The 16223-nt window shown below is 63.2% G+C and carries 12 protein-coding genes; 2 read left to right on the forward strand and 10 right to left on the reverse strand.

All coding sequences use genetic code 11. The annotated features are described in order from the left end of the window. Positions 1-196: 196 nt before the first annotated feature. The 4 genes from AB4Y87_RS11775 to AB4Y87_RS11790 all read right to left on the reverse strand — a co-directional run bounded on the left by AB4Y87_RS11775 (position 197) and on the right by AB4Y87_RS11790 (position 5701). Complete coding sequence (locus tag AB4Y87_RS11775; RefSeq protein ID WP_442004525.1) at positions 197-1663, reverse strand: FAD-dependent oxidoreductase; 1467 nt, start codon at positions 1661-1663, stop codon at positions 197-199. A 102-nt stretch (positions 1664-1765) separates the two neighbouring features. Beyond that, entirely contained in the window at positions 1766-3043 is a 1278-nt protein-coding gene (gene cobA, locus AB4Y87_RS11780) for a uroporphyrinogen-III C-methyltransferase (RefSeq protein WP_442004526.1), read from the reverse strand. A 123-nt stretch (positions 3044-3166) separates the two neighbouring features. Beyond that, positions 3167-4078, reverse strand: coding sequence for a glutaminase (locus AB4Y87_RS11785; protein WP_442004527.1), 912 nt, complete (start codon positions 4076-4078; stop codon positions 3167-3169). Between the two features lie 6 nt (positions 4079-4084). Next, on the reverse strand, positions 4085-5701 hold the full coding sequence (locus AB4Y87_RS11790; RefSeq protein ID WP_442004528.1) for a PucR family transcriptional regulator: 1617 nt from the start codon (positions 5699-5701) through the stop codon (positions 4085-4087). A gap of 388 nt (positions 5702-6089) precedes the next feature. On the opposite strand from AB4Y87_RS11790, the gene AB4Y87_RS11795 reads away from it, so the two are divergent. Beyond that, a complete protein-coding gene (locus AB4Y87_RS11795) occupies positions 6090-7541 on the forward strand; it encodes an amino acid permease (protein WP_442004650.1) in 1452 nt (483 codons plus the stop codon). A gap of 17 nt (positions 7542-7558) precedes the next feature. Further along, positions 7559-10393, forward strand: coding sequence for an aminotransferase class I/II-fold pyridoxal phosphate-dependent enzyme (locus tag AB4Y87_RS11800; RefSeq protein ID WP_442004529.1), 2835 nt, complete (start codon positions 7559-7561; stop codon positions 10391-10393). A gap of 28 nt (positions 10394-10421) precedes the next feature. On the opposite strand, the gene AB4Y87_RS11805 is transcribed toward AB4Y87_RS11800, so the two are convergent. From AB4Y87_RS11805 to mmuM, 6 genes are all read right to left on the reverse strand, one after another. Further along, positions 10422-11462 (reverse strand): LLM class flavin-dependent oxidoreductase, encoded by a 1041-nt coding sequence (locus AB4Y87_RS11805; protein WP_442004530.1) that lies wholly within the window; start codon positions 11460-11462, stop codon positions 10422-10424. Positions 11463-11497: 35 nt separating this feature from the next. Then, positions 11498-12055, reverse strand: coding sequence for a dihydrofolate reductase family protein (locus AB4Y87_RS11810; RefSeq protein WP_442004531.1), 558 nt, complete (start codon positions 12053-12055; stop codon positions 11498-11500). 24 nt (positions 12056-12079) lie between these two features. Continuing rightward, on the reverse strand, positions 12080-13024 hold the full coding sequence (locus tag AB4Y87_RS11815; RefSeq protein WP_224088454.1) for an ABC transporter permease: 945 nt from the start codon (positions 13022-13024) through the stop codon (positions 12080-12082). Continuing rightward, positions 13014-13745 carry an ABC transporter ATP-binding protein gene (locus tag AB4Y87_RS11820; RefSeq protein ID WP_224165081.1) on the reverse strand — a complete coding sequence of 244 codons (732 nt, stop codon included), beginning with the start codon at positions 13743-13745 and terminating at the stop codon, positions 13014-13016. Before AB4Y87_RS11820 ends, AB4Y87_RS11815 begins: the two co-directional genes overlap by 11 nt. Before the next feature lie 100 nt (positions 13746-13845). After that, positions 13846-14997, reverse strand: coding sequence for an ABC transporter substrate-binding protein (locus AB4Y87_RS11825; protein WP_442004532.1), 1152 nt, complete (start codon positions 14995-14997; stop codon positions 13846-13848). Between the two features lie 228 nt (positions 14998-15225). Continuing rightward, a complete protein-coding gene (gene mmuM, locus AB4Y87_RS11830) occupies positions 15226-16179 on the reverse strand; it encodes a homocysteine S-methyltransferase (protein ID WP_442004533.1) in 954 nt (317 codons plus the stop codon). Between the last annotated feature and the right edge of the window lie 44 nt (positions 16180-16223).

The following is a 16223-nucleotide window of genomic DNA, read 5'->3' on the forward strand; positions in this document are numbered from 1 at the left end:
CGCCCCACCCCTCGGATGGACAGATCCCACTCCAGGACACCCTTGCGGGGCCAGTCACTTACTGAGTCACATCCAAGGGGCAGCACGGCCAATACCCACTCTGCCAGCCAGTCCCAGACCAGCCACAACAATCCTCACAGTCACTTATGCACCATCCGGAAGCCCGGAAAGGTGCGTAAGTGACCCCGCGTTGAAATTAAACTTCCGCTGCTACACCGTCGCGGGAGATGTTGACCATGTCCTCGCGCGGCACAACCTTGACGCGCTCACGCGTGACCTCAACACCGTGGGAGCCGCCGGCCTCGGTGGCTGCTGCGCCGAGCGCGAGCTCGTGGGCGTCCAGAGCCAGCCAACCTTCCCAGCTGGTGAACTGCACGCCGCGGGAGTCGAGCAGATCCACGACGGCGTCTGCCGCCGGAACCTCGGCGAACGGCAGGTTTTCGCGGTCCTCCAGGAGGTACGTCACGGTCTCAAGGGCATCGCCCTTGGTGTGGCCGATGAGGCCTACGGGACCACGCTTGATCCAGCCCGTTGCGTAGAGGCCCGGCACGTGCTGGCCGTCGGCGTCCAGGACGCGGCCGCCGTCGTTCGTCACGACACCCTTCTTGTGGTCGAACTCGACGTCCGGCAGGGCCGAACCGAAGTAGCCGATGGCGCGGTACACGGCCTGGACCGGGTAGTCGACGAACTCGCCGGTGCCGCGGGCGTTGCCCGTGCCGTCCAGCTCGGTGCGCTCGAACTTGATGCCGGCAACCTTGCCCGGAGTTTCCGGGGAGTCAACGATCTCAACCGGGCTGTGCAGGAAGTGCAGGTGGAGGCGACGCGAGGCCTTGAGCTCCGAGAGGTCCTCGGGCTGCTCGGCGATCCAGTTGGTGAGCGTGCCAACCATGGTCTTGGTCTGGTTGTTCGTCTGGACCTGGCGATCGGACTCTTCGTCGAATTCGAAGTCCTCGGCGTAGAGGATGATGTCCACGTCCTTGGAGTGCGAGAGTTCGCGGAGTTCCAGCGGGGTGAACTTCACCTGCGCCGGGCCACGGCGGCCGAAGACGTGAACGTCCGTGACCGGGGAATTCTTCAGGCCCGCGTAGACGTTGTCGGGGATTTCGGTGACGAGGAGGTCGTCGGCGTGCTTGGAGAGGACGCGGGCGACGTCAAGGGCCACGTTGCCGTTGCCGAGGACGGCAATTTCCTTGGCGTCCAACGGCCATTCGCGGGAAACGTCCGGGTGTCCGTCGTACCAGGAGACGAAGTCGGCGCCGCCGAAGGAACCTTCGAGCTCGATGCCCGGGATATTCAGGTCCGCGTCCTTGATGGCGCCGGTGGCGAAGATGACGGCGTCGTAGTGCTTGCGGAGGTCCTCGATGGAGATGTCCGTGCCGTAGTCAACGTTGCCGAAGAAGCGGATGTCGCCGCGGTCCAGGACCTTGTGCAGGGCGTTGACGATGCCCTTGATGCGGGGGTGGTCCGGAGCGACGCCGTAGCGGATCAGGCCATACGGTGCCGGGTAGCGGTCGAAGAGGTCGATGCTGACGTTGAGCTCGCCGCTCTTGACGGCCTCGCTCTTGGTCAGGATGTCTGCTGCGTACACGCCGGCAGGGCCGGAGCCGATGACGGCGACGCGAAGCGGACGGTCCGCAGAACCTACGGGAGTGCTAATTGACACGGCTGTGTTCCTTCTTCTTGTTCAGTCCTCCCAACCAGGTCGCAGTTGTGCGCGTTTTGAGGGCTCAAAACGCGCACTGCTGCTACCTAGTTGGGCCGGGGGCTAGTTACTGCGGACGCGGGGACGGTTGGGGGTAATCGTGCTGTAGTCAGCGGTCTTGAAATGCTGTGGGGCGAAGGGGCTGACACGGACAACATCGCCGATCACGATGACCGCGGGATTGGCCACGCCGACGGCCTCAGCCTGGTCCGCGATGGTTCCCAACGTGCCGATCGTGACGCGCTGATCCGGCAAATACCCGTTCTCAACGATACCTACTGGAGTGTCCAAAGGCAGACCCGAGCCAGCCAGGGCAGCCGCGGAATCGCGCAATTGAGCCACACCCATGAGCAAAACCACAGTGTGATCCGGCCGGGCGGGGACCTCGGAAAGCTCTTCGTGACCGGTCACGACGCTGAAACCCTTGGCCAAACCGCGATGCGTGACGGGGATACCGGCAGCGGCAGGAACAGAAATGGCCGACGTCACACCGGACCCCACTTCAACCTCGACGCCGTTCTGGCGGCAGAACTCTGCTTCCTCGCCGCCGCGTCCCAGGACGTAGGGGTCGCCACCTTTGAGGCGGACCACGCGGTTGCCTTTGAGGGCTTCGTCCACGAGGATGCGGTTGATCTCAAGCTGCGGCACAGGGTGATGGCCGGGCGTTTTACCGACCTCGATCACGCGGACATCGGGAGCCAGTTCCTTGAGCAGCTCACGCGGGCCAAGACGGTCAGCAACCACGACGTCGGCCTGGCCCAGCAGGCGTCGACCCCGGACTGTGATGAGTCCCGAGTCGCCAGGGCCGCCACCGACGAGGGCAACAGAACCAGCAGGCGCTTTGCCGGCAGCGTCCGGCTTGCGGTGACGGCGAAGCGGCAGGTCTCCGGTTTCCAAGGCAGTGGCAACAGCATCGCGGAGCGCCATGGCGCGGCGAGGGTCTCCCCCTGCGTTGATGGCGATCTTGACGTCATCCACCACGGCCACGGCGGGCGTCCAGGCAGCTGAGGATTCGTGGTCCGAGGCGTTGACGCACCAGATGCGCTGCGCTTCGGCGTCGGCTGCTACCTGAGTGTCCACAGCGGCAGTCCCGGTGGCGGTCTGAACGAACCAGACGCCGTCGAGGTCTGACGTGCGGTACTCGCGCGGCTCCCAGGTGAGGAGTCCGGCATGGGCGAGTCCGCGGAGGTTTTCGGAGGCAACGGGAGCGACCACGGTGACTTTCGCACCGGCGTCGAGCAGTCCCTTGGCACGGCGCTCCGCGACGGGCCCGCCGCCCACAACCAGCACCGGGCGGCCGAGCAGCCGCAGTGCCGTGGGGTAAATGTCCTGTATTGCCATAAAAAAACTGTAGGGCGGGCCCGTAACATGCTTCAAAGGCTCGGAAACACCCGGTAACGCTGGGTAATCCAGCGTCACATACGCGTCATCCCTTGTTTCCGCCGGCAAACGTCCGGAAAGCAGCTAAAAAACGGACCAGCCCGTCCGCGTCGTGAATTCATCCAGGGCAGCCACACCTGCCACCGAGTTCCCGGACCGCCCAAGGCCCGGGCTCCACACACTGATGGCGCATTTGTTGGGGACCACTGCGACGATTCCGCCCCCAACTCCGCTCTTCCCTGGAAGGCCCACGCGGTAGGCGAATTCGCCGGCGGCGTCGTAGGTCCCGCAGGTGAGCATGACGGCGTTGATCCGCTTGGTTTGTGCCGGGGACAGCAATCGTGTGCCGTCCGCTCCCACTCCGTTGGCAGCGAGGAACCGCGTTGCGAGCGCCAGGTCTTCACAGGTCATGGCCAGCGCGCACTGCTCCACATAGGACTCGAGGACAGCTTCCACCGGGTTCTCCAGGTTGCCGCAGCTGGCAAGGAAGTGGGCCAGTGAGGCGTTGCGGTGGCTGTTGCGGAGTTCCGACGCCGCTACGTAGTGGTCCGCGGCCACTGTGGAGTTGCCGGTTTCGCGGCGCATCAAGTCCCGGACGGCGAGGGCAGCACTTCCCGTGACGCTGAGGAGCCGGTCGCTGACGACGATCGCGCCGGCGTTGATGAAGGGGTTCCGGGGAATCCCTTCTTCGCTCTCCAGCTGGATCAACGAGTTGAACGGGTTGCCTGAAGGTTCACGGAAGACGCGCTTCCAGATCCCATCGCCGTCGAAGGCCAACACCAAGGCGAGCGCGAACACCTTGGAAATGCTTTGGATGGAGAAGGGCACATGCGCGTCGCCTGATGAGTAGACGTCACCGTCCCGGGTTGCGATGGAGATGCCGAACTGGTGGGGGTCCACGGCTCCCAACTGCGGAATGTAGTCTGCAACGTTGCCCTGGCCGACGTGCGGCTGTACTGCCCCGACGATGTCGTCGAGGAGATTCTGGATGTCCAAGGGGTTCTAGCTCCTGGCCTCTGCGTAGGTCCAAAGTCGTATCTGGAGATGGGCAAGCAATCGTTCGTCTGCGGACTGCAGGTCCAGTCCGGCCTCTTCGCACGCGCGACGCAGCCGGTAGTGGACAGTGTTGCGGTGGATGGCCAGTTCCTCGGCGCAGCGGTTCACATCACCAAAGAATTCGAGGTAGGTCAGCAGCGTCAAAGCAAACTCTGGATAACGGTCGCAGAGCTTGGCTATGCCCTGGTGCCGGAGCCCTTTCCGGGTTTCCAGCAGATCCAGCAGTTCGTTGGTGAGGACCGTGGTTTCCACATCCCTGTAGGAGGCAACACGGATCGACGGCGTGCTCTGCAGCACTTTCAGGACGCTGCGGACGTGGTCAAGCGTGGCGTACAGGGCGTCCAGCCGCGGAACGATCGGGCCCACAGCGGCCTGGACCTGGAAGTGCAGGTGCGTGGTGGCGTCACGCACAATTGTGTTGACCAGCCGGTTGATCGCGGGCAGTGACTTTACGGGGTCCAGATCGGGCAGGATGATCGCTGTTTCCGTGCCCAGGGCTCCGACGACTGCTCCCGGACGGTAGGCCGCCGCATGGATGGAGGCGAGGTTCGAGAGCTCACCCCTTCGGAGCTGTTGACCCGGAGCGCTCTGATCCAGCCCGCCCGCGGAAATCAGTACCAAGGCAGCAGGTTTGGAAGGATCGATGCCTGCCGACTGGGCCTGTGCGTGAATCTGTGCCGTACCGCTGAGCAGGCTGGACACCCGGTCTTCGCGCATGGATTGGGATTGCTGGTTCCGGTGGCGGACCAGTTCAATCGCGGCGTGCCGGGCAGCGCCGATCATCAGCCTGTCAGTGTTCGGCGCCAACGGTTCGGCGCCTTCCTGCAGCCAGATATAGCCCATCACCCGGCTTCCCGCATGGATGCCAATGGCCACGCGTTCACGAAGGCCGGCCTCAGGGTTGGCCTCCACGTGGACGGGTTCCTCGGTGGCCTGAAGGTGCTTGTAGACACCTGACTCCTTGAGGAGTTTCTGGTACCGCTCCGGTCCGCGCCGCGCCAGGATGGACAAGCGCCGGAGCTCATCAACATCGTTGGATGCCGGCGAGTACGCGAGCACCCTGTTTCCCGGGTCCTCGATGACTACGTGGCCGTTGGTCAGCGTTGCCGTTGTTTGGGCGATGGCGAACAAGTCCCTGTGCACCGTGGTGGGATTCTCCCCGGAGACACCGCGTTCCCGGATACGGTCCATGGCGACGCTTTCGAACTTGTCCCAGCGAAGGCCGGGGGCTACCGCTACCAATCCGATTCCAGTGGATTGCAGCAGCTCCGCCACGGCTTCGAGTTCACGTTCGTTGCCCTTGACCGCGACGGCTGTGGGCCTGTCGCTGATGATCCGGCGGATTGCCGGCAGCGCCACACGGCCACGGGCACCGATGAGCATCACCAAGGACCCAGGGCGAGTTGCATCCTCGTCTTCTGCATCCACAATGACCGTTTCACGAACCGTCAGGTTGTCCGCGTCCGGGGCAAGCAACAAGCGTGCGTTGTCCACGCCCAGGTCTTCAAGTACATCGCTCAGCAAGGTGACGACGCCGTCGTCGTCAATGTCCAGGGCCTTCAACGAAGCTATCGCTTCCTCTCGTATTCAGTTCGGGTCAATCGGACGTCCTTCGCCATTGAAGAAGTCCTGCCCATGCTCCTGCGCAATCGCGCACAGCCAGAAACATTACCGGGCCTTCAGGACACCAGTGTTGTCCAGCCAGCACAAGAGCCGGGCACTGAATTTGGTTCGCCAGCCAATTTGCGCGATTCGCCTGAGATCTAGAGTTATTTACTGTCCCCAACGCCACAAACACTGTGTGTTGCGCCGTGTCAGAGAACACATCTGTGCCGTTTGGGACTGTTGAGCTGCCGACGGCGGCGCCGGAGTCAAAGGAGACCCCCAAGTGATACCCACGTCAGTTTCAGCGCATTCTGCTGCGCCCGACCGGTCCGACGAGGCCGGCACCCTGCTTGTCGGCCAGGAGCCAGGCCAGGATTTCTCAACGGAAGAATCGGGCTACCGGAAGACCCTCAAGCCCCGACAGATCCAAATGATCGCCATAGGCGGCGCGATCGGGACCGGGCTTTTCATGGGAGCCGGCGGCCGCCTCAATGGTTCAGGCCCGGCCCTGGTCCTGGTGTATGCGGTGTGCGGTTTTTTTGCTTTCCTCATCCTGCGCGCATTGGGCGAGCTTGTTCTGTACCGCCCGGCCTCAGGCTCGTTCGTTTCCTACGCCCGTGAGTTTTACGGCGAGAAGATGGCCTACACGGCTGGCTGGTTGTACTTCCTGAACTGGGCCATGACCTCCATCGTGGATGTCACCGCGGTGGCCCTGTACGTGAAGTTTTGGGGCCAGTTCTGGCAGCCCATCAATGACGTCCCGCAATGGCTCATCGCCCTCATCGCACTGGTGGTAGTGCTGGCGTTGAACCTCGTGTCAGTGAAGATCTTCGGCGAGATGGAGTTCTGGTTCGCCCTCATCAAGGTCGGTGCGCTGGTGGCATTCCTCGTCGTCGGCATCTGCTTCATCGTCCTTGGTGGCAGGACGGATGTGGGCGTTCCCGGCCTGAACGTCATTGCTGACAACGGCGGCCTTTTCCCCACGGGCGCTGTGGCACCGCTCCTGGCGATCAGCGGCGTCGTCTTCGCGTACGCAGCCGTTGAGCTGGTGGGCACCGCCGCCGGGGAAACTGCCAACCCGCACAAGGTCATGCCTAAAGCCGTCAACACGGTGGTCCTCCGTATCGGCATTTTCTACGTCGGCTCTGTCCTGTTGCTCTCCCTTCTGCTGCCCTTCACGTCCTACAAGTCCGGCGAATCGCCGTTCGTGACCTTTTTCTCGCACCTTGGCGACCCCCAGGCCGGTGCGATCTCGGCCTCCGTGATGAACTTCGTGGTTCTGACCGCGGCCCTCTCAAGCCTCAACGCTGGCTTGTACTCCACCGGCCGGATCCTGCGTTCCATGGCCATCAAGGGTTCGGCTCCCCGTTTCACCGCCCGCATCAGCGCTTCCGGCGTCCCGTACGGCGGCATCCTCCTGACTGCAGTCATCACGTTGATGGGCGTAGGCCTGAACGCGATCGTTCCGTCTCAGGTCTTCGAAATCGTGCTCGAGGTCTCTGCGCTGGGCATCATCGGCGGTTGGGCCACCATCATGCTCTGCCACATCAAGCTGCAAGCGTGGGTGCGGAGCGGCAAAGTCACCAGGCCCGCGTTCCGGCTCTTCGGCGCCCCCTTTACTTCCTACCTCACGCTCGGATTCCTGGCCTTTGTCCTGATCACCATGGGCTTCTCGGAAACCGGCCGATGGGTGCTCGCTTCCCTGCTGGTACTGGCACCGCTACTGGTGGGTGGCTGGTATGCCCACCGTGGCCGCATCCGTAATGAGCAGTCCGCTTTGAACCCGCCCTCAGTTTGAAAGAGAAAACACGTCACATGAGCACCCTCTCCCCCCTTCCAAAAATTGGCACGCCCAGCCGCGCCTGGAGGTCGCGCGCCGATGCTTGGGAGTTCCTGGGATATGCCATCAAGCAGCTTGCCTTGGACCGTCACGCCGGATCGTCCGACTCAGGTTTGAACTCCCAGATCAGCCGGACTTTTGCGCTCCTGGATGCAGTGGAGCCCTACTGGGCGGAGCCGGGCGTTGCAGCTGTGGCGCAGTTGCGCCACTTGGTCGACGACGGCGACCCCCACGCCGCGCTGGAACTTCTGGGCGGTTTGGCGCACCTTCCCCTCGCTTCCGGAGCGGAGCAAGGCTCAGTTTCCGGGGTTCTCCCGGAGTCGCCGGAGGACGAGGTTCCACAAACGGAGCAGGCTGAACGTCCTCGCTTCGAGGTTCTGGTGGTGGACAACATCACGGCCCAGGAAGCGGAGGCATTGAAGGGCAACATGGCAGCCCAGCGCCGCCCATCCGATGCTTTCACCTACGAAATCAACGTGGTCCCCAGTTACGAAGACGCGCTGGTCGCCGTCCTGCTCAACCCCGATATCCAGGCCGTGATCCTGCGTCCGGGCTTCTCCGTTCGCAGCTCCCAGCAGCTGGGCAGCGACCTCCGCCGGTTCCTGGCCGGGCACACTCCCGAAGGCCTGCAGGCCTTGCGGCCCGTCAAACGGATCCTGGGCCTGGCCGAGGAAATATCCGGTCTCAGGCCTGAGCTGGACGTCTACCTGGTTGCAGGCGTCTCCATCGAGTCCCTGGCCGGATCACTGACCAGGAAATTCCGAAGGATTTTCCGCAGGCAGGATCACCTGGATCTGCACTTGTCCCTGTTGTCCGGGGTTGCAGAACGCTATGAGGCTCCGTTCTTCACAGCCCTGCTGGATTACAGCCGGCGGCCTGCAAGCGTCTTCCACGCGCTGCCCATTTCGCGTGGCGGGTCCGTAGGGAACTCCCCCTGGATCCGGGACATGGCCGATTTTTACGGGACAAACCTGCTGTTGGCAGAAACCTCGGCAACGTCCGGCGGCCTCGATTCCCTGCTGGACCCGCACGGATCCATCAAGCAGGCGCAGGACCTCGCTGCCCGGGCCTTCGGAGCGCAGAGAACGTACTTCGTGACCAATGGCACGTCCACGGCCAACAAGATCGTTCATCAATCCCTGCTGGCCCCCGGTGACGTCGTGCTGGTTGACCGGAACTGCCACAAGTCCCACCACTACGCCTTCGTGCTCGCCGGAGCCCGCGTTTCATATCTGGATGCCTACCCCTTGGACAAGTACGCCTTCTATGGTGCCGTGCCGTTGGCCAGTTTGAAGCGCAGGCTGCTTGAGTACCGGCGGGCCGGACGGCTGCACGAAGTCAAAATGGTCACGCTCACCAACTGCACGTTTGACGGGATCGTTTACGACGTCGAGCGTGTCATGGAGGAATGCCTCGCCATCAAACCCGACCTGGTGTTCCTCTGGGACGAGGCATGGTTCGCCTTCGCTCGCTCCCACCCCATCTACCGGCGTCGAACGGCTATGGCTTCAGCAGCCGCGCTGGAAGCCTCCTTCAGCAGCCCTGCGTACGCTGCCCGGTACGCCGAGCAAGCAGCAGCCCTGCATGACCCTGCCACCGGTGAACCACTTGAAGACGAGGCGTGGCTGAACAGGCGGCTGATTCCCAACCCTGCCAAGGCACGCATCAGGGTTTACGCCACCCAGTCCACGCATAAGACCCTGACATCCTTGCGCCAAGGTTCGATGATCCACGTGTACGACCAAGACTTCATGGCGTCCAACCAGGAGTCCTTCCGCGAGGCGTACATGACCCACACCTCCACCTCGCCCAACTACCAAATCCTGGCTTCCCTGGACATTGGCCGGCGGCAGGTGGAGTTGGAAGGTTTTGGTTTGGTCCAGAAGCAATCCGACCTCGCCGTCTCTGTGGCACAAGCAGTCGCACGGCATCCCCTGCTGAAGAAATACTTCCGGGTGTTGACCTCGCGGGACCTTATTGAGCCCCGATACCGCGAAACCAGCGCCGCCATGCCACTGCGCGAGGGATTGGCGGAACTTGAGGACGCCTGGCAACGCGATGAGTTCGTCATTGATCCCAGCCGCCTTACGCTGGACATCAGCAGGACAGGGATCGACGGCGATACGTTCCGCCACAGCTACCTCATGGACGATCACGGAATCCAGGTGAACAAGACGTCCCGGAACACTGTGCTGTTCATGACCAACATCGGCACCTCGCGAAGTTCCGTGGCGTACTTGATCGAGGTCCTGGTCAAACTCGCCGAAGGTTTCGAAAACCCCCATCCCTCATCGCGACCCCGGACAGTGCCCGTGCTTTCGCCCGCATCTTCGGCCGCATCTTCGCAGCCCGGAGGATCAGCAGTGGTTGGACAGACGCCGCCGCTTCCGGACTTCAGCACGTTCGCGGCGCGGTTCCGTGTGGACGACGCCTGTGAAGACGGCGACATCCGCGCAGCCTACTTCGAAAGCTACAAGCCCGAATCCACTGCCTACTTGTCCGCCGACGAACTGTCCCGTGCAGTTCGTGCCGGGCAGGAAGTCATTTCCGCCGGCTTCGTCACTCCGTACCCGCCCGGCTTCCCCATCCTCGTCCCGGGCCAGGTCATTACCCGGCAGACGTTGGAGTTCATGGCTGCCTTGGACACCCGCGAGATCCACGGTTTCGATCACGAACGTGGCTACAGGGTTTTCGTGGACGGGTCTGGTGTTTCGGGGTCTGTGGTTTCGGGGTCCGGCTCCGCCGAAGCTGGTGTTTCGGAGACTGCTGTTGCAGCGGCGGGCATCGGGCGACTGCCCGCGGCTTCGTAGGGCTGGCCGGATACCTGCGCAGCGTGCGCTAGGCGCTTTGGCGGGCCCAACCAAAAGCAGGTGCGATGTACTTCGCGACGTTCCCCAGGAGCTTCGCGTTGTACTCCACCCCGAGTTGGTTGGGCACCGTCAGCAGGACAGTATCAGCAGCTTGGACGGCTGCATCGGCTGCGAGTTCTTCTGCCAGGTCGTCCGGCTCCCCGATGTAGCTTTTCCCGAAACGGGACAACGCGCCGTCGAGAATTCCTACCTGGTCCTGCCGGTCCGCTTGGGCGCGAAGGCCGAAGTAGCGGTTGTCCACCTCATCGACGATCGGCAGGATGCTGCGGCTGACTGAAACGCGGGGCTCGAACTCGTGCCCGGAAGCTGCCCAGGCCTCGCGGAACATGTGGATCTGCTCGGCTTGCAGTTGGTCGAACGGGACTCCGGTGTCTTCGGTCAGGAGCGTGGAACTCATGAGGTTCATGCCCTGCTCGGCGGCCCAGACTGCTGTCTTGCGGGTGCCGGCACCCCACCAGATTCGCTGTGGAAGTCCCGGAGAGAGCGGCTGAATAGGCAGAAGCCCGGTGGCTCCGCCTGCGTAGTGGGGATCAGCTTGGGCTACCCCGTGCCCGGCAATGGCTTTGCGGAAGAGCGCGGTGTGACGCCGTGCCATCTCGCCCGTGTCCTCGCCCTCGTTGGGAACATAGCCAAAGTTGGCGGCTCCGTTCAGGGCAGGCTCGGGTGAACCACGGCTTACTCCAAGCTGAAGCCGGCCGTCGCTGATCAGGTCCGTGGCAGCAGCTTCCTCCGCCATATACAGCGGGTTCTCGTAGCGCATGTCGATCACGCCGGTGCCCATCTCGATGGTGCTGGTCCGTGCGGCAATGGCGGCGAGCAGCGGGAACGGAGAGGCTTGCTGCCGGGCGAAGTGATGCACACGGAAGAACGCGCCGTCGATCCCTAGTTCTTCCGCCGCAACGGCCAGTTCGATGCCCTGCTTGAGCGCTTCACCGGCCGATGGCACCAGCGAACCCGGGACGCGCGCCCAGTGGCCGAAGGAAAGGAAGCCGATCCGTTTGTTGTGCATGTCCGGGACAACAGCGGTAGGCGCCCGGTAATTCCTCAGTCGGCGCGTCGGTAATGCATGGCGACCGCGCCGTTGCTGAGCGGCTCGGCCGAGATGAGTTCGAGGCGTCTGGTGCTGGGCAGTCCGCCCTGGTACAGAGTGGGACCGTGGCCCGTGATCATGGGGTGGACCAGGAACTTGTACTCGTCGATGAGGTCCAGTCGGTCCAACCCGGTAGCAAGTTTGCCGCTGCCGACAAGAACGCCGTTAGGAGTCCCATCCTTGAGATCCTGCACCGCAGTGCGCAACTCGCCGACGAGGTGATGGCTGTTGGTCCACGGGAAATCGCTACGGGTCGCCGAGACCACGTATTTGGGCTTGGTCTCCAGTTTGAGGGCCCAATCGCGCATGGCTGGCGGCGCATCGACGTCGCCACGGGCCACCAGCGGCCAGTAGTCCTCCATCATTTCGTACGTGGTGCGGCCCCAGAGCATCGCGCCGCTCTCCTCCAGGAGTCGGGTGAAGTGGGCATGCGTCTCGTCGTCGGCGATGCCCTCCCGGTGGTCGATGCAACCATCCAGTGTGACGTTGATGCTGAACGTTAGAAGGCCCATGCGGTGATTCTAGCCAAAAGACAGCTAGCGGCTGCTACCCGCCAGCAGACCGCGACGCTGCAGCAGGCGCTTCTCGATCGGGCCGAAAACGAGGAGCTCGATCAGGATGCCCACAGCCAGGATCAACAGGATCGCGGACATGACCACGGCCATGTCGGACAGCGCACGTCCTTGGTCAAGCAGCGAGCCCAAGCCGAAGCCAATGGTGCCACCCACAGCGATGATTTCAGCGGCCATCAAAGAACGCCAGGAGAACGCCCAACCCTGCTTCAATCCGCCGATGTATCCGGGAAGTGCTGCAGGAAGCACGATCTGCAGGGCCATCTGCAGCCGGTTCGCGCCGAGAACAGTGCCAACGCTGCGGTATTGCGGCGGGATCTGGTCCACACCGGAGATGAGGCCATTGATGATCGACGGAATGGCACCCATGAGGACAACGAAGTAGACGGTGGCATCGGTCAGGCCGAACCAGATGATCGCGGCCGGTACCCAGGCCACGGACGGAAGGACCTGAAGCCCGGAAATCAGCGGGCCAAACGCACGGCGGAGAGGAGCAACCTGTGCCAGCAACAAGCCCACGGGCGTAGCAACTACTACCGAAATCAGGAAGCCGATCAACCCGCGCTGCAACGAGGTCCATACCGATTCCTGAACCCTGCCTTCGCCCCAGAGCGTCACCAGCTGGTTCAGCACGTCAAGGGGCCCGGGCACCTGGTCACGGCGCTTGAGGCCGAGTGAAACGTAGAACTGCCAGGCGAGGACGAGAACTACCAAGGCAGCGATCGGCAGCAGTACGCGCTTCCATTCGATACCGGCTTTGCGTCCGGTATCGGACTGCAGGTTGTCCAGGCCCGCTTCGAGATCGCGCAGTTCGGAGGGGTTGCCCTTCAAGGACGGCGACGTAATGTGCTCGCTGGATTCGCTCACGGGCAGGGTCCGCTCCTGGGTAGTGGTGGGGTTACTTGGCATGGCGGCGGATCTCCTCGCGTAGCCGGCGGGTAATGACTCCGGTCAGCTCCCCAGCACGACCAGCATCAGTTCGGTGTTCTTCGGTCACATCCCATTCKGCCACAACACGGCCGGGCCGCGAAGACAAAAGCAGGACGCGCTGGCCCAAGCGGACAGCCTCACGAACGTTGTGCGTCACGAACACGATGGTGCGGCCCGTTTCCTTCCAGATCCGCTCGAGTTCGTCGTGCAGGAGATCGCGGGTAATGGCATCAAGGGCGGCGAAGGGCTCGTCCATCAACAACAGCTGCCGGTCCTGCGCCAAAGAACGTGCAAGGGCAACGCGTTGCCGCATGCCACCGGACAGTTCGTGCGGACGCTTGTCGCCGGCACCGCCGAGGTGGACGAGTTCCAGCAGTTCGGTTGCCCGTTCGCGGCGGCTGGCTTTGGTGCTGGACTTGTCAGCCAGCTGAAGTGCGAGCTCGATGTTGCCTCGCGCCGTCAACCACGGGAACAGTGCCGAGTCCTGAAACATGAAGGCCGCGCCGTCGCTGGGCACCTCAAGAGCGCCCGACGTCGGATGCTCAAGTCCCGCCATGATGTTCAGTAGCGTGGACTTCCCGCAGCCGGACGCACCGAGGAGGGCGACGAACTCGCCCTGCGCGATCGTGGCATTGACGTCGTCCAGCACCGGGGCGCCGTCGCCGAAGCGCTTGCCCAGGTTCTCGAGTACGACTGGCATGGTCCCGTCCTTCGTGTTGATTGGTAGAGCTGATATGGCTGAAGGCTGGCCCGCTCCCCCACCCGTATTCCGGAGGGGAAGCGGACCAGCCGGTTGGTGCTTAGTCCTGGCCGAGACCTGCAGCGGATGTCTTCTTGCCCTCTACTTCGTTCAAAGCCCGGAGGTCGAAGATGCCGTTGATATCGGCAGCCTTGGTGGTGCCGGCGTCTACGCCGTCCTGGAGGAGCTTCTTGTACGTTCCGGCGAGCGGATCAGTGGTGAAGGTGATGTTCTTCAATGCGCGGTCGATCACGTTGGCGGGAAGCGGCTTGCCAGCCGTGTCCTTGAGGACAGCGTTGATGGTGCTGGCCTTCTCCTCCGGCGAAGCGGAGTTCAACCAGTTCACGGATTCAACGTGGCCCTTGAGCAGTGCCCTCACAGTCTCCGGGTGCTCAGCGGCGAACTTCTTGTTCACGATCAGGATGGTGGTGGTGAATTCGCCCTTGTCCCACAGGTCCTTCTCGTCCACGAGTACCTTCGCGCCTGCTTCGAGGACCAAACGGGAGGCCCACGGCTCAGGCAACCACGCGCCGTCGAGCTTTCCGTCCTGGAAGAGCTTCAGCGTCTGGGCGTTTTCGGTCGGGTTGATGTTGACGTCGCCGCTGCCGTCCGGGTTGGTCTTGTAACCTTGGTGGCCCAACCATGCGCGAAGGGCTACGTCCTGCGTTCCGCCAAGCTGCGGCGAGGCGAGGACCTTGCCCTTGAGGTCTGCCGCGGAGTTGATTTCGGGCTTGACCACCAGCTGGGCTCCGCCTGCTGCGGCGCCGGCGATGATGCTGACGGACTCGCCGTTGCTCTTGACGAAGGAGTTGATGGCCGGGTTGGGGCCGATGTACGTGGCGTCGATGGCGCCGGCGTTCAATGCCTCGATCGCGGCAGGGCCGGCGTTGAAGATCTGGGTGCTGAGCTTGGTATCGCCGAGGTCCTTGGCGATGATGCCCTTGCTGATGCCCACCAGGGCGGGGCCGTGCGTCACATTGCTGAAGTAGCCGAGCTTGAGCTCAGCAGCAGGCGACGTTGTGGGAGCCGGGGCAGCCTGGTTGTTCTGGGAGACGACGGAGGCTACTGCGGCGCCAGCACCGATGAGCAGGGCCAGGCCGACGGCCAGGCTGATCTCAAGGGTGCGGCGGCGCTTGGGCTTGGGTGCAGTCTCACCGGCGACGATGCGGGTGGTGCCGGAATCGGGTTTCTGTGACTCGGGGGTGTTTGCCATTGGGGAGGTCCTAAGGAGATGTGGGATGCGAAGGGGGGCGAAGATCAGGCCCCGTAACATCGCCCGTCGAGGGCAAGGAAGGACCATTCCGGAAAGGTCATGCCTTCACAGTAGGGACTGTCATATTTCGGCTTCAATCCCATGGAAACCAAGGTTCACGCAGGGTCACGTGACGTCATATTCGGCGGTAGGCCTTCAAAGTTGCATCGCGTTGTGCGGCACGTGCGTTCACGCAGGGTCACCCGGCGTCATGTTTGTTGCCAGCTCCGCAATGTCCCGCGGCGTCGTGCGGCAGCAGCCACCGATCAGCCGGGCTCCCCGCTCGCGCCAGTCAGCGGCGTTCCCGGCGAGGGTAGTTGTGCCCTGACCACCCGCGGAAGGGCCCCACGTCTTCGTAACGGCATCGTAGGTCTCCCCGGAGTTCGGGTATGCGACCAACGGTTTGTCCGATACTCCGTTAAGCGTCCCAAGCGCCGACGTCACCAGTTCCAGCGGCACACAGTTGACCCCGACGGCGGCCACCCGCGGCTCCGTACGGAGCAGCGCAGCCACCTCAGCCAGAGGCGTTCCATCACTGATGTGTTCCGCATCCCGCAGGGTGAACGTGAACCAGGATTCGACGTCGAACTCCTCCACGAGCGCCAACAGCGCCTCCGCTTCGGCGAATGACGGCAGCGTCTCGCACGCCAGGAAATCCGCACCGGCTTCCACAAGTGCGGCAATGCGTGGGCGGTGGAAATCCATGAATTCCCTGCTGGACAGCGTGTAATCGCCCCGGTATTCGGAGCCGTCAGCAAGGTAGGCGCCGTACGGTCCCACTGATCCTGCCACCAGGAGCGGGCCGCTGGAAGGGTTTGCCTCGACGTGCTCGCGACGTGCCTCGTCGGCAAGCTGCACGCTCAACGCCACCAGCTCCAAGGCCTCGCGCTCCCCCAGCCCCCGACGCGCGAACCCCTGGGGAGTGGCCTGGTAGCTGGCTGTGATGGCCACGGAGGCACCGGCGTCGAAATAGTCGCGGTGGACCTGCTTGATCAGGTGCGGCTGCTCCAGCAGCACCTTGGCGGACCACAAGGCGTCCTCAAGATCGCAGCCGTGGGCCTCCAATTCCGTGGCGAGGGCCCCATCCAGGACGAGGTCCTGACCGGAGTCCAACAGGGTGCTGAGTGCTGTGTTGTGTGGCATGTAGTGATCTTCCTGCTAATCGCTCAATGAAAAAACCGCAGCTT

This window comes from Paenarthrobacter sp. RAF54_2, assembly GCF_052113945.1.
Lineage (GTDB): Bacteria > Actinomycetota > Actinomycetes > Actinomycetales > Micrococcaceae > Arthrobacter.